The organism is Xanthomonas sp. SS, assembly GCF_014236835.1.
In the GTDB taxonomy this organism is placed as follows: Bacteria; Pseudomonadota; Gammaproteobacteria; order Xanthomonadales; family Xanthomonadaceae; genus Xanthomonas_A.
The window spans coordinates 3,576,076-3,598,217 of record NZ_CP051190.1; the positions used below are offsets into that span (position 1 = coordinate 3,576,076).

At 69.0% G+C, this 22,142-nt stretch carries 24 protein-coding genes and 1 pseudogene; 17 read left to right on the top strand and 8 right to left on the bottom strand.

Annotation, left to right across the window (positions count from 1 at the left end; all coding sequences use genetic code 11):
- Positions 1–64: 64 nt before the first annotated feature.
- A complete protein-coding gene (gene purT, locus HEP74_RS14790) occupies positions 65–1,252 on the bottom strand; it encodes a formate-dependent phosphoribosylglycinamide formyltransferase (protein WP_185813525.1) in 1,188 nt (395 codons plus the stop codon).
- A gap of 227 nt (positions 1,253–1,479) precedes the next feature.
- Here purT and HEP74_RS14795 point away from each other — a divergent pair, with 227 nt between their 5' ends.
- From HEP74_RS14795 to HEP74_RS14840, 10 genes and pseudogenes are all read left to right on the top strand, one after another.
- On the top strand, positions 1,480–2,274 hold the full coding sequence (locus HEP74_RS14795) for an SPFH domain-containing protein (protein ID WP_524540800.1): 795 nt from the start codon (positions 1,480–1,482) through the stop codon (positions 2,272–2,274).
- A gap of 61 nt (positions 2,275–2,335) precedes the next feature.
- Positions 2,336–2,515, top strand: coding sequence for a type II toxin-antitoxin system antitoxin (locus tag HEP74_RS14800; protein WP_185813527.1), 180 nt, complete (start codon positions 2,336–2,338; stop codon positions 2,513–2,515).
- On the top strand, positions 2,512–2,688 hold the full coding sequence (locus HEP74_RS14805) for a DUF4177 domain-containing protein (protein ID WP_146093497.1): 177 nt from the start codon (positions 2,512–2,514) through the stop codon (positions 2,686–2,688). The genes HEP74_RS14800 and HEP74_RS14805 overlap by 4 nt, the downstream gene beginning before the upstream one ends.
- Before the next feature lies 1 nt (position 2,689).
- On the top strand, positions 2,690–4,006 hold the full coding sequence (locus HEP74_RS14810) for an alpha/beta hydrolase (RefSeq protein ID WP_185813528.1): 1,317 nt from the start codon (positions 2,690–2,692) through the stop codon (positions 4,004–4,006).
- Between the two features lie 5 nt (positions 4,007–4,011).
- Positions 4,012–4,569 carry a PH domain-containing protein gene (locus tag HEP74_RS14815; protein ID WP_185813529.1) on the top strand — a complete coding sequence of 186 codons (558 nt, stop codon included), beginning with the start codon at positions 4,012–4,014 and terminating at the stop codon, positions 4,567–4,569.
- A 15-nt stretch (positions 4,570–4,584) separates the two neighbouring features.
- Complete coding sequence (locus tag HEP74_RS14820; RefSeq protein WP_185813530.1) at positions 4,585–5,391, top strand: M15 family metallopeptidase; 807 nt, start codon at positions 4,585–4,587, stop codon at positions 5,389–5,391.
- 8 nt (positions 5,392–5,399) lie between these two features.
- Positions 5,400–5,984, top strand: a complete 585-nt coding sequence (locus HEP74_RS14825; protein ID WP_255427759.1) for a hypothetical protein — start codon at positions 5,400–5,402, stop codon at positions 5,982–5,984.
- Between the two features lie 39 nt (positions 5,985–6,023).
- Complete coding sequence (locus HEP74_RS14830) at positions 6,024–7,457, top strand: FAD-binding oxidoreductase (protein ID WP_185813532.1); 1,434 nt, start codon at positions 6,024–6,026, stop codon at positions 7,455–7,457.
- Positions 7,458–7,613: 156 nt separating this feature from the next.
- Positions 7,614–7,771, top strand: a pseudogene (locus tag HEP74_RS14835) (D-alanyl-D-alanine carboxypeptidase family protein); the annotation flags it as partial.
- A gap of 303 nt (positions 7,772–8,074) precedes the next feature.
- Positions 8,075–8,569, top strand: a complete 495-nt coding sequence (locus HEP74_RS14840) for a hypothetical protein (RefSeq protein ID WP_185813533.1) — start codon at positions 8,075–8,077, stop codon at positions 8,567–8,569.
- A 48-nt stretch (positions 8,570–8,617) separates the two neighbouring features.
- Here HEP74_RS14840 and HEP74_RS14845 read toward each other — a convergent pair whose 3' ends face one another.
- From HEP74_RS14845 to HEP74_RS14865, 5 genes are all read right to left on the bottom strand, one after another.
- Positions 8,618–9,292 (bottom strand): DNA-3-methyladenine glycosylase family protein, encoded by a 675-nt coding sequence (locus tag HEP74_RS14845; RefSeq protein WP_185813534.1) that lies wholly within the window; start codon positions 9,290–9,292, stop codon positions 8,618–8,620.
- Position 9,293: 1 nt separating this feature from the next.
- Positions 9,294–9,665, bottom strand: a complete 372-nt coding sequence (locus tag HEP74_RS14850) for a DUF423 domain-containing protein (RefSeq protein ID WP_185813535.1) — start codon at positions 9,663–9,665, stop codon at positions 9,294–9,296.
- 95 nt (positions 9,666–9,760) lie between these two features.
- Entirely contained in the window at positions 9,761–10,927 is a 1,167-nt protein-coding gene (locus HEP74_RS14855; RefSeq protein ID WP_185813536.1) for a polyketide cyclase, read from the bottom strand.
- Positions 10,928–11,392: 465 nt separating this feature from the next.
- The gene (locus HEP74_RS14860) at positions 11,393–12,034 is read right to left on the bottom strand and encodes a response regulator (RefSeq protein ID WP_003465620.1); all 642 of its coding nucleotides are present in this window, start codon (positions 12,032–12,034) and stop codon (positions 11,393–11,395) included.
- Positions 12,034–13,227, bottom strand: coding sequence for a sensor histidine kinase (locus HEP74_RS14865; protein ID WP_185813537.1), 1,194 nt, complete (start codon positions 13,225–13,227; stop codon positions 12,034–12,036). The genes HEP74_RS14860 and HEP74_RS14865 overlap by 1 nt, the downstream gene beginning before the upstream one ends.
- 139 nt (positions 13,228–13,366) lie before the next feature.
- On the opposite strand from HEP74_RS14865, the gene HEP74_RS14870 reads away from it, so the two are divergent.
- The 5 genes from HEP74_RS14870 (at position 13,367) to HEP74_RS14890 (ending at position 16,580) form a co-directional block, all read left to right on the top strand.
- Entirely contained in the window at positions 13,367–13,960 is a 594-nt protein-coding gene (locus HEP74_RS14870; RefSeq protein WP_179570765.1) for a GNAT family N-acetyltransferase, read from the top strand.
- 2 nt (positions 13,961–13,962) lie between these two features.
- On the top strand, positions 13,963–14,718 hold the full coding sequence (gene minC, locus HEP74_RS14875) for a septum site-determining protein MinC (RefSeq protein ID WP_185813538.1): 756 nt from the start codon (positions 13,963–13,965) through the stop codon (positions 14,716–14,718).
- Positions 14,719–14,755: 37 nt separating this feature from the next.
- The gene (gene minD / locus HEP74_RS14880; protein ID WP_185813539.1) at positions 14,756–15,565 is read left to right on the top strand and encodes a septum site-determining protein MinD; all 810 of its coding nucleotides are present in this window, start codon (positions 14,756–14,758) and stop codon (positions 15,563–15,565) included.
- Between the two features lie 2 nt (positions 15,566–15,567).
- Positions 15,568–15,825, top strand: coding sequence for a cell division topological specificity factor MinE (gene minE, locus HEP74_RS14885; protein WP_009608870.1), 258 nt, complete (start codon positions 15,568–15,570; stop codon positions 15,823–15,825).
- 257 nt (positions 15,826–16,082) lie between these two features.
- The gene (locus tag HEP74_RS14890; RefSeq protein WP_185813540.1) at positions 16,083–16,580 is read left to right on the top strand and encodes a hypothetical protein; all 498 of its coding nucleotides are present in this window, start codon (positions 16,083–16,085) and stop codon (positions 16,578–16,580) included.
- 779 nt (positions 16,581–17,359) lie between these two features.
- Here HEP74_RS14890 and HEP74_RS14895 read toward each other — a convergent pair.
- Both HEP74_RS14895 and HEP74_RS14900 read right to left on the bottom strand, forming a co-directional pair.
- Positions 17,360–18,652, bottom strand: coding sequence for a sensor histidine kinase (locus HEP74_RS14895; protein ID WP_185813541.1), 1,293 nt, complete (start codon positions 18,650–18,652; stop codon positions 17,360–17,362).
- Positions 18,642–19,343 carry a response regulator transcription factor gene (locus HEP74_RS14900; protein WP_179570760.1) on the bottom strand — a complete coding sequence of 234 codons (702 nt, stop codon included), beginning with the start codon at positions 19,341–19,343 and terminating at the stop codon, positions 18,642–18,644. The genes HEP74_RS14895 and HEP74_RS14900 overlap by 11 nt, the downstream gene beginning before the upstream one ends.
- A gap of 307 nt (positions 19,344–19,650) precedes the next feature.
- Between HEP74_RS14900 and HEP74_RS14905 the strand changes: the two genes are divergently transcribed.
- Together HEP74_RS14905 and HEP74_RS14910 are read left to right on the top strand one after the other, a co-directional pair.
- Positions 19,651–20,433 (top strand): phosphatase PAP2 family protein, encoded by a 783-nt coding sequence (locus tag HEP74_RS14905; protein WP_179570759.1) that lies wholly within the window; start codon positions 19,651–19,653, stop codon positions 20,431–20,433.
- Positions 20,430–22,115: a phosphoethanolamine transferase gene (locus HEP74_RS14910; RefSeq protein ID WP_185813542.1), complete on the top strand. Its 1,686-nt coding sequence runs from the start codon at positions 20,430–20,432 to the stop codon at positions 22,113–22,115. The genes HEP74_RS14905 and HEP74_RS14910 overlap by 4 nt, the downstream gene beginning before the upstream one ends.
- Positions 22,116–22,142 lie beyond the last annotated feature (27 nt).

Below are 22,142 nucleotides of genomic sequence, written 5' to 3' on the forward strand. Positions count from 1 at the left end.
GGGATTGGGGAATCGGGATTGGGGATTGGGAACGGCGTGACTGGCGCGTCCCTTTTCCGTGCCGTCAGGCCTTCAGTTCGATGGTCAGCGCGGCTGCCGCATCGCGGGCGGTCTGGCGCGCTTCGTCGATGCTGGCGCCGCGCGCCAGGGTCACGCCGACGCGGCGGTGGCCGTGCACGCTGGGCTTGCCGAACAGGCGCAGTGCGGTGTCCGGGGCCTGCAGCGCGGCGGCGACGTTGCCGAACAGCGGCACGCCCTCGCCGTGCGCCAGCAGCGCGCACGAGGCCGACGGCCCGCTCTGGCGGATGACCGGGATCGGCAGGCCCAGGATCGCGCGCGCATGCAGCGCGAACTCGCTCAGTTCCTGCGAGACCAGGGTGACCAGGCCGGTGTCGTGCGGTCGCGGCGACACTTCGCTGAACCAGACCTCGTCGCCCTTGACGAACAGCTCCACGCCGAACAGGCCCCAGCCGCCGAGGTCGTCGGTGACCGCGCGCGCGATCTCCTGCGCCCGCTGCAGCGCCAGCGCCGACATCGGCTGCGGCTGCCAGCTCTCGCGGTAGTCGCCGTCCTTCTGCCAGTGCCCGATCGGATCGCAGAACGAGGTGCCGGCGGCATGGCGCACGGTCAGCAGGGTGATCTCGTAGTCGAAGTCGATGAAGCCTTCGACGATGCAGCGGCCGGCGCCGGCGCGGCCGCCGGTCTGCGCGTATTCCCAGGCGGCGTCGATCTCGGCTTCGCTGCGCAACGTGCTCTGGCCCTTGCCCGAGGACGACATCACCGGCTTGACCACGCATGGCAGGCCGACCGTGGCGATCGCGGCGCGGTACTCCTCCGGCGTATCGACGAAGCGGTACGGCGAGGTCGGCAGGCCCAGCGTCTCGGCGGCCAGGCGGCGGATGCCCTCGCGATCCATGGTCAGCCGCGCCGCGCGCGCGGTCGGGATCACCCGCTGGCCGTGCTCGCGCTCCAGCGCCACCAGCGTCTCGGTGTGGATCGCCTCGATCTCCGGCACGATCAAGTGCGGCTGCTCGCGCGCGATCAGCTCGCGCAGCGCCATCGCATCGAGCATGTCCAGCACGTGCGAGCGGTGCGCCACCTGCATCGCCGGCGCGTCGGCATAGCGGTCGGCGGCGATCACCTCCACGCCGAAGCGCTGCAGCTCGATCGCCACTTCCTTGCCCAGTTCGCCCGAGCCCAGCAGCAGCACGCGGGTGGCGGAAGCGGACAGCGGGGTTCCCAGGGTGGTCATGGCGGCGGTGCCTGCGCGGAAAGAGGGGCGCCATTCTAACGGCCCGACGCGCCCGTCCCATTGCGAACGTGCCGGACACCCCCTTGCAAAGAGATATCAAAGTGATATCTTTCCGCCACACACCTGGGGAGACCGCCATGAAAGAACGCACGCTTCGCTCACTGCCCGGCATTCCGCTTCTGCTCGGCGTCCTGGCGCTGTCCGCGCTGGCGCTGTGGCTGTTCGTGATGGGCATCATCAAGGACCCGGTCAGCGGCGGGCCGAGCTCGCTGCCGCTGGTGCTGCTGTCGCTGCTGCTGGGCGCGGCCGCCCTGTTCAGCCTGTGCGGCCTGTACACGGTGCAGCCGAACCAGGCCGCGGTGCTGAGCCTGTTCGGCAAGTACGTGGGCACGGTCAAGGACAACGGCCTGCGCTGGAACAACCCCTTCTATTCGAAGAAGAAGGTCAGCCAGCGCGTGCGCAACTTCGAGAGCGGCCGGCTCAAGGTCAACGAACTGGACGGCAGCCCGATCGAGATCGCCGCGGTGATCGTGTGGCAGGTGATCGACGCGTCCGAGGCGGTGTACAACGTCGACGACTACGAGAGCTTCGTGCACATCCAGTCCGAATCGGCGCTGCGCGCGATGGCCACCAGCTATCCCTACGACCAGCACGAGGACAACCAGATCTCGCTGCGCAGCCATCCCGCCGAGATCAGCGAGCAGCTCAAGCGCCATCTCGACGAGCGCCTGACCCAGGCCGGCGTGGACGTGATCGAGGCGCGCATCAGCCACCTCGCCTATGCGCCGGAAATCGCCCAGGCGATGCTGCAGCGGCAGCAGGCCAACGCGGTGATCGCCGCACGCACGCGCATCGTCGCCGGTGCGGTGGGCATGGTCGAAATGGCGCTGGCCGAACTGGAGAAGAACGGCACCGTGCAGCTGGACGAGGAGCGCAAGGCGCACATGGTCAGCAACCTGTTGACCGTGCTGTGCTCGGACCGCGGCGCGCAACCGATCGTCAACGCCGGCTCGCTGTACTGATGCGCGAGCCGCGCCACTTCCGTGCGACAGCGGCCGCACGGATGCACAGGAGCCGTCCCGCATGAGCGAGAAGAAGGCCTATCCGCTGCGCATCAACGCCGACGTGCTGGCAGCGGTGCAGCGCTGGGCCGACGACGAGCTGCGCAGCCTCAACGCGCAGATCGAATACGTGTTGCGCGACGCGCTGCGCAAGGCCGGACGGCTGCCCAAGCCGCAGGACGACAAGGAACCGGAAGCATGAGCAAGCGCTGGGAATACCTCACCCTCGAAACCAAGACCAATCTGCTGATGGGCCTGAAGATGGAGGAACTGCAGGCCGAACTGAGCAAGCAAGGCAAGCTGGGCTGGGAACTGATCAACGTCCTCACCCTGCCGGGCACCAAGCCGCTGCTGATGTTCAAGCGGGAGCTCTGACATGCGCCTGCGCTGCGCGTCGCGGCTCGCGCTGCCGTTGCTGCTGGCGTGCTCCTGCGCGCTGGCGGCCACGCCGCAACAGGCTGCCGACACGCTGCTGGATCGCTTGCAGGCCGGCGACATCGCCGCGGCCGAGCGCGACTTCACGCCGGCGATGGCGCAAGCGGTGCCGGCCGAGAAACTGGCCGAGGCCTGGCACATGGTGTCCGCGCAGATGGGCGCGTTGCAGCATCGCGGCACGGCCAGCGAACGCCAGCAGCAAGGGCTCAGCCTGATCGAGCGACGCCTGCAGTTCGAACGCGGGGCGATGCTGTTGCATGTCTCGGTGAACGCCGAAGGCAAGATCGCCGGCCTGCTGCTGACCCCGGCGGCGCCACCGGCCCCGCCGCCGCCCGCCGCCGATGCCGGCTTCGCCGAACAGGCGTTCGCGGTCGGTCCGCTGCCCGGCACCCTGGCCTTGCCGGCCGGCAAGGGGCCGTTCCCGGCCGTGGTGCTGGTGCAGGGCTCCGGCCCGCTCGACCGCGACGAGACCATCGGCCCGAACCGGCCGTTCCTGGATGTCGCGCGTGGCCTCGCCGCGCAAGGCATCGCGGTGCTGCGCTACGACAAGCGCACCTTCGCCCTGCCGGAAAGCTTCGCCGGGCGCATGGAAGACGGCTTCACCATGGACGACGAAACCACCGACGATGCCGTCGCCGCGGTCGCGGCGCTGGCGCGCACACCTGGCATCGACCCCAGGCGCATCTTCGTGATGGGCCACAGCCAGGGCGGCATGCTCGCCGCGCGCATCGCGCGCATGTCCGGCAAGACCGCTGGCATCGTCCTGTGGGCGGCACCGGCGCGCTCGCTGCTGGACCTGCTGCTCGACCAGAACCGCTACCTGCTCGGCCTGCAAGGCACGCCATCCGCCGAGGGCAAGGCGCGCGTGGCCGAGATCGAGCGGCGCGTGACCAAGGTTCGCGGCGACGGCGCGGTGGCGCGGACCGATTCGCCGCAGGACTTGCCGGCCGCGTACTGGCGCGCGTTCGACAAGGTGGATCCGGTGGCCGACGTCCTCGCCCTGCGCCAGCCGGTGCTATGGCTGCAAGGCGAGCGCGACTTCCAGGTCACCGCGCCGGACTGGCAGCGCTGGCAGCAGGCGCTGGGCGACAACCCACACGCGACCCTGCACCGCTATGCGCAGCTCAACCACCTCGGCATCGCCGGCAGCGGCGCGCCCGGCCCGGCCGAGTACGGGCAACCCGGGCATGTCGACCCGCAGCTGATCGCCGATACCGCGCAGTGGATCCGCGCACAACGAATCCGCGCACAACAATGACCGCCATGCACAGCCGTTCCCGCGCCGCACCGACCTCCCGCGACTACCGCGTGGCCACGCCCGGGCGCCTGCCGCTGCTGGGCCTGTGGCTGCCGCTGCTGCTCGCCGCCGGCCTGGTCGCCGCCGTGGGCCTGTCCAGCCCGGACCGCGGCCATCGTCTGCACTGGGCCACCCTGGTGCTGCTGCCGGCGACCGGTACGGTGCTGAGCCTGTTCTACCTGCGGCGCGGCATCCGCCTGCAGGAACGGACGCTGCTGGTCCGCTCCAGCATGTTCGCCGCGCGCACCGACATCGCGCAGATCGATCTGGCGCATGCGCGCGTGGTGGACCTGGCCGAGCACGGCGAATTCGCGCCGACCCGCAAGACCATCGCCTACGCGTTGCCCGGCTTCAAATCCGGCTATTTCCGCATGCGCAACGGCCAGCGCGCGTTCTGCCTGGTCACCGACGCCAGCCGCGTGCTGGCGCTGCCGCTGCGCAACGGGCGCTGGCTGCTGCTGAGCCCCGAACAGCCGCGGCAGTTGCTGCAGGACCTGCAACGGCTGGCCGCGCACCGCGCTTAGCCCTACCCTGTGCGGATGCGCCCCACTCCCGCCCTGCTGCTCAATACCGAATGCATCGAACTGCTGCCGGCCGGGTTGCTGCGCGCGCGCAGCAACCTCGATGCGCGCCTGCTCGCGCAGGCGACCTGGCTGCTGCGGCGCAAGTGCGACGGCCGCTACCTGGCGGCCGCCTCCGCGCGCGGCCTGCACGCGCTGCTGCCGCGGCTGATGCACGAACCCGGCATCGAGGCGGCGCTGGATCGCCTCGACGCCCTGCCCCTGCGCCGGCAACCCGGCGACGCCGGACTGCTGCCGCTGAGCGCCTTGCACGAACGCCTGGCCGGCCTCGGCCTGGACGCCGAGGACTACGCGCGCGACACCGGCCTGCCGCTGCAGGCCGAACCCGCCACCCTGCATGCCGCCGGTCGCGACCGCTACCGGCGCCCGCTGTGGCTGAGCGCCGGCGCCGCGCGCGCCTGGCCGGCGCTGCAGCGCGCCGCCGCGCGCGACGGCGTGGTGCTGGAGGCGATCTCCGGCTACCGCAGCCACGACTACCAACTGGGCATCTTCGCGCGCAAGTTCGCGCGCGGGCAAAGCTTGCAGAAGATCCTGCAGGTCAATGCCGCGCCCGGCTACAGCGAACACCACAGCGGCGATGCGCTGGACATCGGCACGCCCGGCGAGCCGCCGGCCGAGGAGAGCTTCGAGCGCACCGCGGCCTTCGCCTGGCTGCGCGCGCATGCCGCCGGCTTCGGCTACCGGATGAGCTATCCGCGCGACAATCCGCACGGCATCGTCTACGAACCCTGGCATTGGCGCTGGCACGCGGGAGCGTCGGCATGAAGGTCGGCATGGAGCATCGTATTGAACGCTTGTTGCGCGGCGGCCTGACGTGGTGCGCCCTGGGATTGCTGTTGCTGCCGGTCGGCGCCTCCGCGCAGTGGCACGACCGCCAGGGCAAGCCGGTCGCCGACAGCGCCGAGCGCGCGCACGACAAGAACTTCGCGGCGACGGTCCACGTCGCCGACGAAGCCGCATTCGCGCGTTTCGGGAAAGAGTGGACCGAGACCGACAGCAGCCACGGCCCGCAACTGCGCACGGCCGCCCGCGTGCGCCGCGGCGAACCGCTGCGCGTGGTCGTGCTGTATTCGGGCTGCGCGCCCAGTCCCAACAACGACGGCGCCTGCGACGCGCGACTGAGCCTGCGCATGCTCGGGCCGGACGGCCAGGTCGCGCTGCAGGAACCTGCGCGAGCGCTGACCACCGGCGGCAAACCGGCCGCGCCGGGCATGCTGGAACTGGCACCGCTGTCACTGCAGCTGCGCTTCGAACCGGCGGATCCGCTCGGCACCTATACGCTGCACGCCACGCTCAACGATCCCAGCCAGGATGCCTGGGTGCGCGTGCAGACGCAGGTGGAACTGGTCGCCGATTGACATACACCCCCTGCCAATCCCACTGAGAACACCTTGCTTATGGACGAGCACATCGACAAACAGCGCCGTGCGGCCACTGCCGCCCTGATCGGTGCCGGCGCCGCACTGGCGATGCCTGGCTGCCGGCGCGAGACTGCCGCCGCTGCGCAGGTCACCGACATCGCCGGCATCGACCGCACCGCGGTCGCGCGCATCGCCACGCCGCGCAGCGTGGCCGACGTCGCCGCGCTGTTGCGCGGCAGCCGCGGCGCGGTCTCGATCGGCGGCGCGCGCTACAGCATGGGCGGGCAGATCGGCGCCGCCGGCTCGCTGCATCTGGATCTGCGCGAACTGGTCGGGCTGGTGCGTCTGGACCCGGCCGCGCAGCGCATCCGCGTGCGCAGCGGCATGCGCTGGCGCGACGTGCAGGACCTGATCGACCCGCACGACCTGGCGGTCGCGGTGATGCAGAGCTACAGCAATTTCAGCGTCGGCGGCTCGGTCGCGGTCAACTGCCATGGCCGCTACCTGCATGCCGGGCCGATCGCGCATACGGTGCAGGCACTGCAACTGGTGGATGCGCAGGGCGAGGTGCACGAACTCGACCGCGAGCGCGATGCCGAGCTGTTTTCCGCGGCGATCGGCGGCTACGGCGGACTCGGCGTGGTCACCGAAGTGGAACTGTCGCTGGCCCGCAACGACATGCTGGAACGGCATGCGCAGCGCGTGGCGCTTGCGGACTATCCGGCCTTCTTCGCCGAACGCATCGCCGCCGACCCGCGCGCGGTGATGCACAACGCCGACCTGATGCCGCCGCATTTCGATCGCCCGCTGGCGGTGACCTGGCTGCGCAGCGACGCGGCGCCCACCGACACGCGCCGGCTGGTGCCGCGCGGGCAGGACTACGCGCGCGAACAGAACCTGATCTGGGCCGCCTCCGAACTGCCGCTGGGCGAATCGTTGCGCGAGCGCTATCAGACCGAACCGCTGCTGCAAACGCCGGCGGTGATGCGCCGCAACTGCCAGGCCAGCCTGGACGCGCGCTCGCTGGAACCGCGCACGCGGCGCATGTCCACCTACCTGCTGCAGGAATACTTCCTGCCGCTGCCGGCGTTCGCCGCCTTCGCGCGCGAGATGGGCGCGATCCTGCGCCGCCACGAGGTCAACGCGCTCAATGTGTCGATCCGCCACTCGCCGGCCGATACGGTGTCGCTGCTGCGCTGGGCGCCGCAGCCGGTGTTCTCCTTCGTGCTGTATTACAAGCAGCGCAGCGGCGCCGCCCCGGATCGGGCCGCGGCAGTGTGGACCCGGCAATTGATCGACGCGGCGCTGGCGCACGGCGGCCGCTACTACCTGCCGTACCGGCTGCATGCCACCCCGCGCCAGTTCGCCGCGGCCTACCCCGAAGCCGAGGCCTTCGCGCGGATCAAGCGCCGCATCGATCCGCAGCACCGCTTCCGCAATCGGCTGTGGGACAGGTATTTGCCGGCATGACGCTGGATGCGATGACGCGCGCCGCCACGGTGGTCGACGGCAACTCCCCTGTAGGAGCGGCTCCAGCCGCGACCGGGCTTTTCCTATCCCAGGCTGTCTAGACATTCATTCCAGCCACATTGGGATGAAGGCCAGATACAGAAAAGCCAGGACATGCCTGGCGAGCCGCCGGCCGAAGAAAGTGTCGAACGCACCTCGGCATTCGCCTGGCTGCGCGCGCCGGTGCCGTCGGGTACCGGATGAGCTATCCACGCGACAATCCGCACGGCTTCGCCTACGAGCCCTGGCGCTGGCAGGCGTCCGCTTGCGCATGACCTGGCGCAGCGGCAGCCGACATCGCCGTCTCATTCGTCAGGGACCTCGAAAAGCCTTAGGTGGGGAAACTCCACGCTGAGCGCATCAACGGCGAACCGGCGCATCGCTACGCTTTCTCGTGTGATTGTCTGCCGACCGGCGCGTAGCCGGCCGCACATCGCGCAAGTGCATCGCGATGACGCGCCCAGAAGCGCAGCGCGCTTCAAGTTTCCGCCGCGACGGCCGCTATCGGCTCTCTGACACCTCGATGCAAGGACGCCAGGCCGATGCCGGACAATCCCTACGCCGCCCCACAAGCGCACATGCCCGCCGCCGCGCCACCGCTGGCCAAGGCGCCCGACACCATCGTGCGCAAGATCATGGTCGGCTGCATCCTCGCCAGCATTCTTGCGGCGATGGACCTGATCGCCGCCGTGCGCGGATTCGTCGCCGGCCAGGTGGCAAGCGGCGTCACCAGCGGCATCGAAGCGGCGCTGGTCTCCGCGCTCGCCTACGGCCTCTACCGCAACAGCCGGGTGGCCGCCATCCTGTTGCTGGCGTACTACGTGCTGGTGCGCGTGGTGTTCTTGGTCACAGGCAACCTCACCGGCCTGGGTACGGGCGTGTTGATCGTCTTGGCCTTTCTAAGCGCGGCGCGCGCCACCTTTCAGTACAACGGCTGGCTGCAGCAGGAACGGCGCTTCCCGTCCTCGCAGCGTCCACGCCTAAGCGACGACCCGTTTTTCCGGACGCCAGCGCCCGCAGCAACCGCGCAGCCGGCAGCGGAGCAAGCCGCACGTCCTTCGCCCACGCCCTGAACGGGCGCCAGGGTCCGCGACGACACCCCGGCCGAGCGTCGCTCGGCCCTACTCCTGCGAACGCGGCGTGGGCAGCTTGGTGGCGTCGCTGAAGTCGGCGATCTTCCACAGGTAGAAACTGGCATAGCTGCGATACGGACCCCAGCGTTCGCCGCGCGCGTCCAGCGACTGCGGCGTGGGCATCTGCTCCAGCGTGTCCACCCGCTGCGCGCCCTTGCGCACGCCCAGGTCGTCCACCGGCAGCAGGTCGGGACGGCCCAGGCGGAACAGCAGCATCATCTCCACCGTCCAGCGGCCGATGCCGCGGACCGGCAGCAGCGCCTGCACGATCGCCTCGTCGTCCATGAAGGCGAGTTTGCGCAACGAAGGAATCTCGCCGGCTGTCTCGCGCCGCGCCAGATCGCGCAGCGCCAGCGCCTTGTTGCCGGACACGCCGCAGGCGCGCAGGCCGGGATCGTCGATCCGCGCCAGCGTGTCGGCATGCAGCCGGGTGCTGCCGATCGCCGCCTCGACGCGGCCGACGATGGTCGCCGCGGCCTTGCCGCTGAGCTGCTGGAACAGGATCGCGCGCGCCAGCGCATCGACCGGATCGAACGGCTTGGTCCAGCCCGGCTGCGGCGCGATCGGGCCGATCCGGCGCATCCACGCGCCGAGCTTGCGGTCGCGCCGGCTCAAATAATCGAAGGCGGCCTGAGTGTCGAATCCGCGCGCGTGATGTGGCATCTCAACGCCTCAGCGCATCCAGCGCGTACAGCACCCAGCCCAGCATCAGTGTCGTCCCGCCGACCGGGGCCAGCCGGGTCGGCCACTGCGCCAGCGCGTTACCGGCCAGGCTGCCGGAGAACAGCAGCGTGCCGAGCAGCAACAGCGCCAAGGCGGCGCGGCCGAGCAGGCGTTCGCTGCTGCGAGCCAGTGCCGCCAGCGCCAGGCCATGGCCGAACGCGTATAGGGCCGCGGTCTGCAGATGCGATTGCGCCAGCGGCTCGGCGACGCCGTGCGAGGCATAGGCGGACAGACCGATCGCGGCGGCCGCCAACAGGCCGCCGGCGCAGGCCAGCCACGAGCGTTTGCGCGAACGCCGATCGAGATTCAGCATGACGGTGCTCCGTTGCGGCCGGTTTCCGGCCCCACAAACGAAACGCGCCGCAAGAAGCGGCGCGTTTCGGGTCACTCATCCATCCAGGCGACGGCTTACTTGATCGCCCAGTAGATGTCGTACGTGCCTTCCGGCGTGAACGCCTTGTCCACGCCGCCCTTCCAGGCCTCGTACGGACGGTCGGTCACGTCGTAGCCGCTGGTGGCGGCCCAGGCGCGGACCGCATTGCGCGCCGCATCCAGGCCCGCCATGTGGCCGGTGTAGCTGGCGAACGCGGAGCGGTGCGCTTCGGTACGCAGGTAGGTGACCGGCGCGCCCTGCGGGATGGTCAGCTTCATCGGATCGCCGCTGGCGGCGACCGGGGTCGCATCGACCGGAGCCGCAGGAGCAGCCGCATCGTCCTTCTTCTCTTCCGGCTTGGCCGCCGCGTCCGGCTTCGGCGCGCCACCGGCACGCTTGCGCACCGGCTGGGTCACGTCGAAGGCGTACTTGTCGGAACCGAAATCGGTGGTGACGATGCGCACCGGACCGGCCGCTTCCAGGCCGTTGGCGTCCATCACCCGCTTGATCCACTCCTGGTTGTCCTTGATGGACTTCTTGATGGAGTCGTTGTCGCGGTCGATGTTGCCGGCGTTGACCACCAGCAGATCCTCGGACGGGACGTCGACGACCTTCAGGTCGGTCAGCGGGGTTTCCTCGGCGCGGTAGTCGACGTTCGGCACGGTGGCCAGCACGTTGCTCAGCCGCGACAGGCCCAGCTTGATGTCGTCGCCGACATGGCGGCTCACGTACAGGCCGGCATAGCGACCGAACAGGTCCCAGCCGTACTTGACCGTGTAGTCCTGGGTGATCTTGACGTTGCGACCGCTCTTGCCGGTCGGCTCGAGCTTGAACGACGTGGTCTTGTCGCTGCCCTTGCTCTCGTCTTCGATGCCGATGACGACCTGCTTGTTCTTTTCGGTCGAGGTGATGGTCCAGCTGCCCTTGCCGATGTAGCCCTCGCTGGAGGTGTAATCGAGGCGGGCGCCGACGCCGGCTTCAGGACCGGAAAGCTTCAGTTGGATACGCGGATCGCGTAGCACCAGAGGGTTCCAGTCCTTAAAACGACGCAGGCTGTTCACCGTGTCATAGACAATGGTCATACGCCGATTGGTTTCGACGCTCTCGGACATGTGACGCTCCGAAGGCAGCACCAGGCCGACGATGACGAACAGGCCAGCCACGATCCCCAGTGCGATCAGGAATTCGATAATACGGGTCATTCAGGAGGTCTCCGGGGCCGATCCCACGGCCGGGTTAATGAAGCGAAGCGGCCATCCTAGCAGGCTTCGCGGTTCGTGGTCATGCACATCGCGGCGCGGAATTCGGCACAGTGGCCAATTCCCCGCGAAGGCGCCGTGCACAGGGCCGCCGCACGGTCCAGCCGGCGACCAGACCATTGTCGCGCAAACGGTGGCCGACAGGGTTGGCGCAGGGCCGCGGCGCTGCAGGCCAGCCAGCTTCGGCGCGGCCTTTGCGCCTGCGCGCGCGCGATGCCGCCTGGCCGGGCGGCCAGACCAATGCGTCCGGGACGGTGTGACGCAAAGGCCATCGGCTCTGACCCCATCCAGGCTCGGCGGGCCTACTGCTGCGTTCGTCGCGACTGAAGTCGCTCCCACAAGGGGCTGACGCGGCGTCGGCGCGCGCGAACGCCCAGCGCGCTGCGCCGGGCCGGGCATCCTGGCCCGTCAGACCAACTGCAGCTCGAACGCCTTCAGTACCGCCCGGGTGCGATCGCGTACGCCGAGCTTGGACAGGATGTTGGACACGTGATTCTTGATCGTGCCCTCGGCCACGCCCAGCGAGTTGGCGATCTCCTTGTTGGAGAAGCCGCTGGCCATCAGCCGCAGGATCTCGGTCTCGCGGTCGGTCAGCGGGTCGGGCCGATCCAGGCTGACGAAGTCGTTGCGCATGTGCTCCAGGCCCGACAGCAGGCGCTGGGTCACCGCCGGCTGCACCAGCGAACCGCCGGCGGCCACCGCGCGGATCGCGCCGACCAGTTGTTCCAGCGACACGTCTTTGAGCAGGTAGCCCTTGGCCCCGGCCTTGAGCCCGGCCAGCACCAACTGGTCGTCGTCGAAGGTGGTCAGGATGATGGTCGGCGGCAGCGTGCCGTTGCGCGACAGCATCTGCAGCGCCTCCAGCCCGGACATCGCCGGCATGCGCATGTCCATCAGCACCACGTCCGGCTTCACCTGCGGGATCAGCTCCACCGCCTGGCGGCCGTCGTTGGCCTCGGCGATCACCTCGATCCCGCCGTCCAACGCCAGCAGCGAGCGGATTCCCTGCCGCACCAGGGTTTGGTCGTCGACCAGGCAGACACGGATCATCACAACACTCCTTGTGAAACGGCGGGCGGCAGCAAGGCGGCCGCGCTCGGGACCGAGGCGCGCAGGCGGAAGCCCGTGCCCTGCGGCGCATCGATTTCCAGGCTGCCACCATACTGGCTCAGCCGCTCGCGCATCCCGCGCAGGCCATTGCCGGGCAGCAGCGCCTCGCAGCCGCGGCCATCGTCGTGGGCGCGGATCACCACCTGCGGGCCTTCGCGGCGCACCTGGATCCACAGGTTGTCGGCCTGCGCGTGGCGCACCGTGTTGGTGATGATTTCCTGGGTGCAGCGCAGCAAGACATGCGCGCGCTCCGGATCCTCGACGGTCAGCGGCTCGTCCACCTGCAGGTGGATCCGCAGCGACGGCACCCGCTCGACCAGCGGCCGCAGTGCCGCGGCCAGGTCGATCGCGCCGCTGTCGCGCAGATGGCTGACCGCCTCGCGCACGTCGGTCAGCAGCAGCTTGGCCAGGGTATGCGCCTGGTGCACATGCTCCTGCGCGCGGCCCTCGGTGATGTGGCCGGCCACTTCCAGGTTCAGGCTCAGCGCGGTCAGGTGGTGACCGAGCAGATCGTGCAGCTCGCGCGAGATGCGGGTGCGCTCGTTGACCCGGGCGCTTTCGGCCAGCAGCGCGCGGGTGGCGCGCAGCTCGGCATTGAGCTGGCGCTGCTCCTCGCGGGCCTGGGCCTGCTGCCGCGCGACCAGGCTGGTGACGAAGATGAACATGGAGAAGCCGCCGTACAGCAGCGACTGCATCAGCGCATCGAACATCGGAAAGCCGACCAGCAGGTAGTACACCGGCAGCACCGCCAACTGGCTCAGCACCAGCCACAGCACGCCGATCCGCACCGGCAGCAGCCACGGGATCACCCCCGCCGCCACCATCATCAGGATGCTGCCCAGCCCGCTTCCGGTCAGATAGCTGACCGCCAGCGCGCAGACCGTCAGCAGCAGCAGGATCAGCCGATCGTACCAATGCGCGTGGCCGCCACTGCCCAGCCCGCGGGTCAGCCAGTAGTAGCTGCCGCCGAAGGCGATGAAGAAGCCGGACATCATCGCCGCTTCCCAGCCGCCACGCCGGTTCAAGCCCTCTTCCGGGATCCAGTAGGTGTAGACCAGCGGCATGGCGATCATGGCCCAGGTGAACAGGCCGGCGAAGCGCAGGACGCGGGTATGGCTGAGGTTTCCCAACATGCACGCATCTTAGGATGAACGGTGCGCAATGCACTCCCACGGAAGTCATGCATGCGCGGCTCGCCGCCCCGGGCCACGCGTGCGATAATCCGGCTGGCGGTCCGCATCTGGCCGCGCGCGCATCAGCAACGGAGTCCCAATGTCGATCGTCATCCGCGACGTGCGCGAGCACGAGCTCGATTCGGTCCTGGCCCTGAACAACAACGCCGGACTGGCGATCCTGCCGCTGGATTCGGCCAAGCTGCACCGCTTCTACGAGACCGCAGAATACTTCCGCGTCGCCGAGCGCGACGGCAACCTGGCCGGCTTCCTGGTCGGTTTCGGCGGCGACAGCGATCACGACAGCAGCAATTTCGCCTGGTTTCGCGAGCGCTATCCGGCCTTCTTCTATATCGACCGCATCGTGGTGGCCAGCCGCCGCCGCGGCGGTGGCGTCGGCCGCGCGTTCTATGCCGACGTGCAGAGCTACGCCGAGCTGCGCTACCCGCAGCTGGCGTGCGAGGTTTTCCTGGACCATGGCGCGGACGCGGCGCTGCTGTTCCACGGCAGCTTCGGTTTCCGCGAAGTGGGCCAGAACACGATGAACGAGGTGGAAGTGCGTGCCAGCATGCTGTTGAAGGATCTGTGCAGTTACGCCTGGGTCCGCGAGACCTACGGCGAGCAGTTGCCCGACCTGCCCTGGGTCGGCCATGCCCGTCGCCTGCAACGGGCCCAGCGCCCGACCGGGACCTGAGCGTGTCGTCGGTGAATCTGGATTTCGAGCAGGCAGGCGAACTGAAGATCGGCCAGGTCGGCATCGCCAACCTGCGCATCCGCACCCTGGACGTGGCGCGCCTGACCCAGGAAATGCGCGAGCGCGTGCAGCGCGCGCCCAAGCTGTTCGGCCGCGCCGCGGTGATCATCGATTTCGGCGGCCTGGCGCAGACGCCCGACACCGCCACCGCGCGCGCGCTGCTGGAAGGCCTGCGCGCCGCCGGCGTGCTGCCGGTGGCGCTGGCCTACGGCACCCGCGAGACCGAACAGCTGTCCGAGGCGCTGGGCCTGCCGCTGCTGGCCAAGTTCCGCGCCCAGTACGAGCGCATCGACGGCGGCGCTCCCGCCGCAGCGCCCGCCCCGGTCTCGCCGCCGCCCCCGCCGCCGCCCGCCCCTGCGGCGCGCCCGCAGCCGGGCCGCATGCAGAAGACCGCGGTGCGCTCGGGCCAGCAGCTGTACGCGGAGAACTGCGACCTGACCGTGGTGGCCACGGTCGGCGCCGGCGCCGAAGTGATCTCCGACGGCAGCATCCACATCTACGGCAGCCTGCGCGGTCGCGCGCTGGCAGGCGCGCAAGGCAACACCGAGGCGCGGATCTTCTGCCGCGACTTCCACGCCGAACTGGTCGCCATCGCCGGCCACTACAAGGTGCTGGACGATATTCCCAAGGAACTGCGTGGCAAGGCCGTCCAGGTCTGGCTGGAGCAGGACCAGATCAAGATCGCCGCGCAAGATTGACGCGGCCCTACAACCGAACGTATCAGGAGACATTCCTTTGGCTGAAATTATCGTAGTCACCTCCGGCAAGGGCGGCGTCGGCAAGACCACCACCAGCGCGAGCCTGGCCTGCGGGCTGGCGCGACGCGGCAAGAAGGTCGCCGTCATCGACTTCGACGTGGGCCTGCGCAACCTCGACCTGATCATGGGCTGCGAGCGCCGGGTGGTGTACGACTTCGTCAACGTGGTGCACGGCGAGGCGACGCTCAAGCAGTCGCTGATCAAGGACAAGCGCTTCGACAACCTGTACGTGCTGGCCGCCTCGCAGACCCGCGACAAGGACGCGCTGACCCAGGAAGGCGTGGAGAAGGTGCTCAAGGACCTGGTCGCCGAAGGCTTCGAATACATCGTCTGCGATTCGCCGGCCGGCATCGAGAAGGGCGCGTTCCTGGCGATGTACTTCGCCGACCGCGCCGTGGTCGTGGTCAACCCGGAAGTCTCTTCGGTGCGCGACTCCGACCGCATCATCGGCCTGCTCGACTCCAAGACCCGCAAGGCCGAGGAAGGCCAGACCGTGCCGGCGTTCCTGTTGCTGACCCGCTACAGCCCGGGCCGGGTGGAAGGCGGCGAGATGCTCAGCATCACCGACGTGGAGGAAGTGCTGGGGCTGAAGGCGATCGGCGTGATCCCCGAATCCGGCGACGTGCTCAACGCCTCCAACAAGGGCGAGCCGGTGATCCTGGACGGCGAGTCCCCGGCCGGCCAGGCGTACGACGACGCCGTGGCCCGGATCATGGGCGAAGAGCGCCCGATGCGCTTCATCTCCGTGGAGAAGAAGGGCTTCTTCACCAAGTTGTTCGGAGGGTGAGCATGGGACTATTCGACTTTCTCAAGGCCAAGAAGAACACCGCCGAGACGGCCAAGAACCGCCTGCAGATCATCATCGCGCAGGAACGCAACCACCGCGGCGGCCCGGATTACCTGCCGCTGCTGCAGCGCGAACTGCTGGAAGTGATCAAGAAGTACGTCAACATCGACGCCGACGCGGTCAAGGTGGACCTGGTCAAGGACGGCGAACACGACGTGCTCGATATCTCGGTGGCATTGCCGGAAGGGCCGACGCCCTGACGGGCAGCGCGCTGCGGTCGTGGATAGCGACCGTGGCGCGCAGCCTGCGCCGCGTTGTTCGGTGGTGTGTTCGACATAACGTCCCCACGAAAATGCACTGCGGCGCCCGAAATGCGCCATGGTTGCGTGCACCACCCCAGCTGCGCTCACCGAACGCACGAGTTCGAGCGGCATGGCAGTCGCGCTGTCGGCCGGCCCAACCGCCGCCAATGCGTTGCCGATTGCCTCTCGCGCCGCCTCTCCTTCCCGACCTCACGATGCAGACCGACGACTCCCGCTCCGCACCCGCTGCCGAGGTCCTGACCGTCGGCGCCATCGGCCTGGACGCGCCGCGCGCGCTGCTGGCCCGGCATGGGCTGATGCTGCACCGGGTCGCCGACGGCGCCAAGATTCCCGGCAGCTACTGGGGCGAACCGGAAGCCGGCGTGATCGCCAGCGACGTGTACGTGCGCGACGACACGCCGGTGCATTCGCTGCTGCACGAGGCCTGCCACCTGATCTTGCTGCCGCCGGAACGGCGTGCGCTGGTGCATACCGACGCCACCGACTCGGTCGAGGAAGAGGACGCCACCTGCTACCTGCAGATCGTGCTGGCCGACGCGCTGCCCGGCGTCGGCAGCGCGCGGCTGATGGCCGACATGGATACCTGGGGCTACACCTACCGGCTGGGTTCGACACGGGCCTGGTTCGAACAGGACGCCGAAGACGCGCGCGTCTGGCTGCTGCAGCGCGGACTGTTGCCGCAGCAGGCGTGAAGCCCGCGCAAGCAATCCCTCGGCCTCCGAATTCTTGCAGGAGCGGCTTCAGCCGCGACGAACGAAGCACGATGCAAACCGGCCACGCATGCAGTCGGGACTGAAGTCCCTCCCACAGCGCACCCAGCCAATCTGCTGCAAGCCACTGTAGGAGCGGCTTCAGCCGCGACGAACGAAGCACGGAGGCCAACCGGCCATGCATGCAGTCGGGACTGAAGTCCCTCCCACAGTGCACCCAGCCAATCTGCCGCAAGCCACAGTAGAAGCGACTTCAGTCGCGACGAACGAAGCACCGATGCCAACCGGCCACGCATGCAGTCGGGACTGAAGTCCCTCCCACAGCGCACCCAGCCAATCTGCCGCAAGCCACTGTAGGAGCGGCTTCGGCCGCGACGAACCAAGCACGATGCCAACCGGCCACGCATGCAGTCGGGACTGAAGCCCCTCCCACAGTGCACCCAGCCAATCTGCCGCAAGCCACTGTAGGAGCGGCTTCAGCCGCGACGAACGAAGCAACGATGCCAACCGGCTACGGATGGCAGTCGGGACAGAAGTCCCTCCCACAGCGCACCAGCCAATTTGCCGCAAGCCACTGTGGGAGCGACTTCAGTCGCGACGAACGAAGCGGGATAGCGCACGGGCTTCGGATGCCATCAGGGCATGGATGGCAACCCAGCTGCGGACGCGGTCGCGGCTGAAGCCGCTCCTACAGGTTGCGGTACAGGTTGCGCGGCAATAGCCGCAAGCCGATGCCGCTTCGGTGCAAGCGCGGCAACGCGCTACGCCGCGCCAGCATCCTTCAATGCCGGACGCAGATCCAATGTCGCCCGCGTGCCCTGCCCCGCATCCGAATCCAGTTGCAGCGACCAGCCCAGGTGCTCGCACAGGCGCGCGATCAGGTCCAGGCCGATGCCGCTGCCCTCGCGGCCGCCGCCGCGGGCCATGCGCATGTAGATGGCGCTGATCTCTTCCGGCGCCATGCCGTGGCCGGGGTCGTCGATGCGCACCACGCCCGGCGCCGGCATCGCGATCTGGATCACGCCCTGGTCGCTGTTCTCGATGGCGTTGCGCAGCAGGTTGCCGATCGCCGCCTGCACGATCGCCAGCGGCGCCAGCACCTCGCACGGCGGCAACGGCGCCAGCACCAGCTCCAGGCGCTTGTCGGCGCACAGGTGGCGATGGTCTTCGACGATGTCCGGCAGCAACTGGTCCAGGCGCACCAGGTCGCTGCCGCGCGCCAGCCGCGCCGGGTCCTTGGCCAGCACCAGCAGCAACGAGATCAGTTGGCCGACGCCGCTGGCGGTGCGGCGGATGCGCAGCAGCTGGTTGCGCGCGCTGGGCGGGATGTCGGACTGCTCCAGCGCCAGTTCGGCGGCGCCGCCGATCACCGCCACCGGCGTGCGCAATTCATGGCTGGTGCTGTCGATGAAGGCGCGCTCGCGCTCGACGAACAGGTCGTTGCGCAGCAGGTAGTCGTTCAGCGCATCGGCGATCACCACCTGTTCGGCGCTGGCGCGCGGATGCACTTCGATGCGCTGGCCCGGCCGGTCCGGGCGCAGGCTGCCGATGCGTTGCGCCATGTCGGTGAGCGGCTGCACCACCCGGCCCAGGCCCCAGGCCACCAGCGCGCCTAGCAGCAGCACCGCGATCACGTTGGACAGCAGCATCCACAGCGCCAGGTTCTCCTCGTGCTTCTGCAGCTCGGTGATGTCCAGCGACAGCGCCAGGCGGCGGCCCTGCACGTCCTGCACCAGCACCACCTTGTCGCGGCCTTCCAGTGGCACGTCGTCGTGCAGCCCAGGCGCCAGCGCCGCCACCGCCGGCGGCAGCGGCTCGCCGCCTTCGTCGCCGTACAGGCTCACGGTGCGGGTGTCGATCCAGCGGTAGTCCGGATCGACCGCGCTGCGCGCCAGGAAATGCTCCAGTTCGGAGCTGAGCAGCGAACGCCATGTCAGCTGCTCGGCCTGGTCGTTGACGATGTAGCCATGCACGAACACCGCCAGCGACAGCAGCGCCGCATAGCCGACCAGCCACAGGGTGATGCGTTGCCGCAGCCCAGTCCTACGCGGCATGCTCTTGCTCGTGCGGGTCCACCACCGCAAGCCGGTAGCCGATGCGCGGTAGGGTGTGGATCAGCTTGGTCGCGAACGGGCCATCCACGCTGCGCCGCAGGTCGTAGATATGCGAGCGCAGCATGTCGCCGTCCGGCGGCTCGTCGCCCCACAGCGCCTGCTCCAGACGATCGCGGGTGACCGCGGCCGGGCTGGCCTGCATCAGCACTTCCAGCAGCTTGCGGCAGGCAGGATACAGGTGCAGGGTGCGGCCGCCGCGGGTCGCCTCCAGCGTGCCCAGGTCCAGCTGCAGGTCGCCCACGCGCAGCAGCTTGCTGCGGCCGCGGCCCTGCGCGCGCAGCAGCAGCGCCTCCAGCCGCACTTCCAGCTCCGGCAGCGCGAACGGCTTGGTCAGGTAGTCGTCGGCGCCGGCGCGGAAACCGGCGATCTTGTCAGGCAGTTCGTCGCGCGCGGTGAGCATGATCACCGGCACCTCGGCGCGGTGCTGCTCGCGCATCGCGCGCAGCACCTGCGGCCCGTCCAGACGCGGCAGCATCCAGTCCAGGATCACCGCATCGTAGTGCTGGGTGGTGGCCAGGTGCAGGCCGGTGACGCCGTCCGGCGCCGCGTCCAGGGTGTGGCCGCGCACCTCGAAATAATCGAACAGGTTCGCGACCAGGTTCCGGTTGTCCTCTATCACCAACAGCCGCATGGCACTCGCTCGCATTCCGGGACGACGGGGGGATGGGCGCCATGCTAGCGGATGCGCGTCGGAACGCGGTCGGAACGCTGCGTCTCTGCGGGCCACGCTGGGCGACCCTGACCCACGCATCGCCTTCACCGCGCGGCTCGGCATGCGGCATCGCAGCAATGACGCCGATTGGGATACGCATCCAGTGCTGCAGAAATACAACTGCAGCTGAAGCCCGCAGCGCCGCTACCTTCACAGTCCGACCACTCTCCGACACGGGCACGGTGACCATATCCACTCTTACCGTCCCAGGCTGCGTCTGCAGACTATGCATAGTCCGTCCCTTGGCATGCCCACCGTGAGCGCAAGCAATCCGAGCGCGCATGGCCATTTCTATCTGTCCCACGCCCTGCTGCCGCTGGCCGCGACGCTACTGGCCAGCACCGTGCTGATGGGCCTGGGCGGGGATTTCTGGTTCGCCGACCTGCTGTACCGCTGGGAAGGCGGCCACTGGGCGCTGAAGAACGCGGCGCTGACCCGCAGCCTGATCCATCACGACGGCAAGCTGCTCAGCACCGTGGCCTGGGTGGCGACCGCCGCCCTGGCGGCCTGGGCCTGGCGCCGCGCCGACGGCCAGCGCTACCGGCTGCCGCTGCTGTATCTGGCGCTGGCGGTGGCGTTGAGCACCGGCGTGGTATCGCTGCTGAAGTCGCTGACCCACATGGACTGCCCGTGGGACCTGAGCCGCTACGGCGGCCGCCTGCCGTACATTGGCCTGTTCGAGGCGCGGCCGGCCGGCATGCCGCATGCGGCCTGCTTCCCGGCCGGGCATTCCAGCGCCGGCTATGCCTGGGTGGCGCTGTACTTCGTCGCGCTGGCATTGAAACCGGCCTGGCGCTGGCCGGCGCTGGCGGTCGGGCTCGGCGCCGGGCTGCTGTTCGGGTTCGGCCAACAGCTGCGCGGCGCGCACTTCCTGTCCCACGATCTGTGGACGCTGTCCCTGAGTTGGTGCGTGGCCCTGGGCCTGTACCGTGTTTTGCTGTGGCGGCCGCAGGTTTCGGCCCGATCCATGCATCTCCCCTTGCCTGTCGTGAAGGAAAGTCGCGCATGAGCGTTTCGCTGCCGCATCCCGGCACCCATTCCAAGACCCGCTGGTGGAGCTACCGCCCGCTGCTGAGCAACGAGACCCTGGCGCTGGCCGCCAGCGCGTTCTTCGCCCTGGCCTGCAACGACATGTTCTGGCGCAGCGCGATGAGCGGCCACCCCGGCGACCTGAAGCTGGGCGTGTCGCTGTTCCTGCTGCTGCTGTCTGTGCACGGGCTGCTGCTGGGCCTGCTGCTGTGGCGCGGCGTATCCAAGCCGCTGCTGAGCGTGCTGCTGCTCACCACCGCGTTCGCCACGCACTACATGAACAGCTATAGCGTCTATCTGGACGCGGACATGCTGCGCAACGTGCTGGCCACCGACCACAAGGAATCGCGCGAACTGATGACCCCGGCGCTGATCGCGCCGCTGCTGTTCTACGCTGCGCTGCCGATCCTGGCGCTGTGGCGGCTGCGCCTGATCCGGCGTTCGCCAGGCAAGGCGCTGGCGATCCGCGCCGGCTTCCTGCTGGCGATGCTGGCGCTGGGCGGCGTCGGCGCGATGCTGTCGTTCCAGGATCTGTCTGCGATGATGCGCAACCATCGCGAGATCCGCTACCTGGCCACGCCGATCAACTATCTGGTCGCGTTGCGGCAGAACCTCAAGTCCGACAGCCCCACGCACAAGGCGCCGAAGCTGCCGCTGGAACACGATGCGATCGCCACGCCGCGCGCGTCCGGCAGCAAGCCGCGCTTGCTGGTCGTCGTGCTGGGCGAAACCGCGCGCGCGCAGAACTGGGGCCTGAACGGCTACGTGCGCCAGACCACGCCGCAGCTGGCGCAGCTGGACGTGATCAACTTCCCCGACATGCATTCGTGCGGCACCAGCACCGAGGTCTCGGTGCCGTGCATGTTCTCCCCGTTCGGCCGCCACGACTACAACGAAGGCAACATCCGCAAGCACCAGTCGCTGCTGCACGTACTCGAGCACGCCGGCATCGCCACGCTGTGGCGCGACAACCAGTCCGGTTGCAAGGGCGTGTGCGATGGCCTGACGATCCAACGCCTGGACGACGCCAAGGACCCGCAGCTGTGCAAGGACGGCCGCTGCATGGACGAGATCCTGCTGCAGGACCTGGCCACCCAGGTGCGCGCCAAGCCCGGCGACCGCGTGGTCGTGCTGCACCAGCTCGGCAGCCACGGCCCCAGCTATTTCGAACGCTATCCGGCCGGCTTCCGACGCTTCACGCCGACCTGCGACACCGCCGACCTGGGCCACTGCGAGCGCGACCTGATCGCCAATGCCTACGACAACTCGCTGCTGTACACCGACCACCTGCTGGCGCGCACCGTGTCCACGCTGGAAGCGATGCCCGATTACGACACCGCGATGATCTACCTGTCCGACCACGGCGAATCGCTGGGCGAGAAGGGCCTGTACCTGCACGGCGTGCCGTATGCGATCGCCCCGCAGGAGCAGACCCACGTGCCGATGGTGATGTGGTTTTCGCCCGGCTTCGCCAGCGACCGCGGCCTGGATCTGGCCTGCGTGCGTGCGCGCTCGCGCCAGTACGCCGACCAGGACAACCTGTTCCCGTCGGTGCTGGGCCTGATGCAGGTCAAGACCGGAGTCTACGAACGTTCACGCGACCTGTTCGCGCCCTGCGCGGGTAGCGGCAGCGCAATCGCCGCCGGCACCGGAAGCCGCTAAGCGACGGCGTGGCGGCGCGCCGCCGCG

Coding starts and splice junctions, on each gene's coding strand:
- purT (WP_185813525.1), bottom strand. CDS start 1,252: ATGACCACCCTGGGAACCCCGCTGTCCGCTTCCGCCACCCGCGTGCTG.
- HEP74_RS14795 (WP_524540800.1), top strand. CDS start 1,480: ATGGGCATCATCAAGGACCCGGTCAGCGGCGGGCCGAGCTCGCTGCCG.
- HEP74_RS14800 (WP_185813527.1), top strand. CDS start 2,336: ATGAGCGAGAAGAAGGCCTATCCGCTGCGCATCAACGCCGACGTGCTG.
- HEP74_RS14805 (WP_146093497.1), top strand. CDS start 2,512: ATGAGCAAGCGCTGGGAATACCTCACCCTCGAAACCAAGACCAATCTG.
- HEP74_RS14810 (WP_185813528.1), top strand. CDS start 2,690: ATGCGCCTGCGCTGCGCGTCGCGGCTCGCGCTGCCGTTGCTGCTGGCG.
- HEP74_RS14815 (WP_185813529.1), top strand. CDS start 4,012: ATGCACAGCCGTTCCCGCGCCGCACCGACCTCCCGCGACTACCGCGTG.
- HEP74_RS14820 (WP_185813530.1), top strand. CDS start 4,585: ATGCGCCCCACTCCCGCCCTGCTGCTCAATACCGAATGCATCGAACTG.
- HEP74_RS14825 (WP_255427759.1), top strand. CDS start 5,400: ATGGAGCATCGTATTGAACGCTTGTTGCGCGGCGGCCTGACGTGGTGC.
- HEP74_RS14830 (WP_185813532.1), top strand. CDS start 6,024: ATGGACGAGCACATCGACAAACAGCGCCGTGCGGCCACTGCCGCCCTG.
- HEP74_RS14840 (WP_185813533.1), top strand. CDS start 8,075: ATGCCCGCCGCCGCGCCACCGCTGGCCAAGGCGCCCGACACCATCGTG.
- HEP74_RS14845 (WP_185813534.1), bottom strand. CDS start 9,292: ATGCCACATCACGCGCGCGGATTCGACACTCAGGCCGCCTTCGATTAT.
- HEP74_RS14850 (WP_185813535.1), bottom strand. CDS start 9,665: ATGCTGAATCTCGATCGGCGTTCGCGCAAACGCTCGTGGCTGGCCTGC.
- HEP74_RS14855 (WP_185813536.1), bottom strand. CDS start 10,927: ATGACCCGTATTATCGAATTCCTGATCGCACTGGGGATCGTGGCTGGC.
- HEP74_RS14860 (WP_003465620.1), bottom strand. CDS start 12,034: ATGATCCGTGTCTGCCTGGTCGACGACCAAACCCTGGTGCGGCAGGGA.
- HEP74_RS14865 (WP_185813537.1), bottom strand. CDS start 13,227: ATGTTGGGAAACCTCAGCCATACCCGCGTCCTGCGCTTCGCCGGCCTG.
- HEP74_RS14870 (WP_179570765.1), top strand. CDS start 13,367: ATGTCGATCGTCATCCGCGACGTGCGCGAGCACGAGCTCGATTCGGTC.
- minE (WP_009608870.1), top strand. CDS start 15,568: ATGGGACTATTCGACTTTCTCAAGGCCAAGAAGAACACCGCCGAGACG.
- HEP74_RS14890 (WP_185813540.1), top strand. CDS start 16,083: ATGCAGACCGACGACTCCCGCTCCGCACCCGCTGCCGAGGTCCTGACC.
- HEP74_RS14895 (WP_185813541.1), bottom strand. CDS start 18,652: ATGCCGCGTAGGACTGGGCTGCGGCAACGCATCACCCTGTGGCTGGTC.
- HEP74_RS14900 (WP_179570760.1), bottom strand. CDS start 19,343: ATGCGGCTGTTGGTGATAGAGGACAACCGGAACCTGGTCGCGAACCTG.
- HEP74_RS14905 (WP_179570759.1), top strand. CDS start 19,651: ATGCATAGTCCGTCCCTTGGCATGCCCACCGTGAGCGCAAGCAATCCG.
- HEP74_RS14910 (WP_185813542.1), top strand. CDS start 20,430: ATGAGCGTTTCGCTGCCGCATCCCGGCACCCATTCCAAGACCCGCTGG.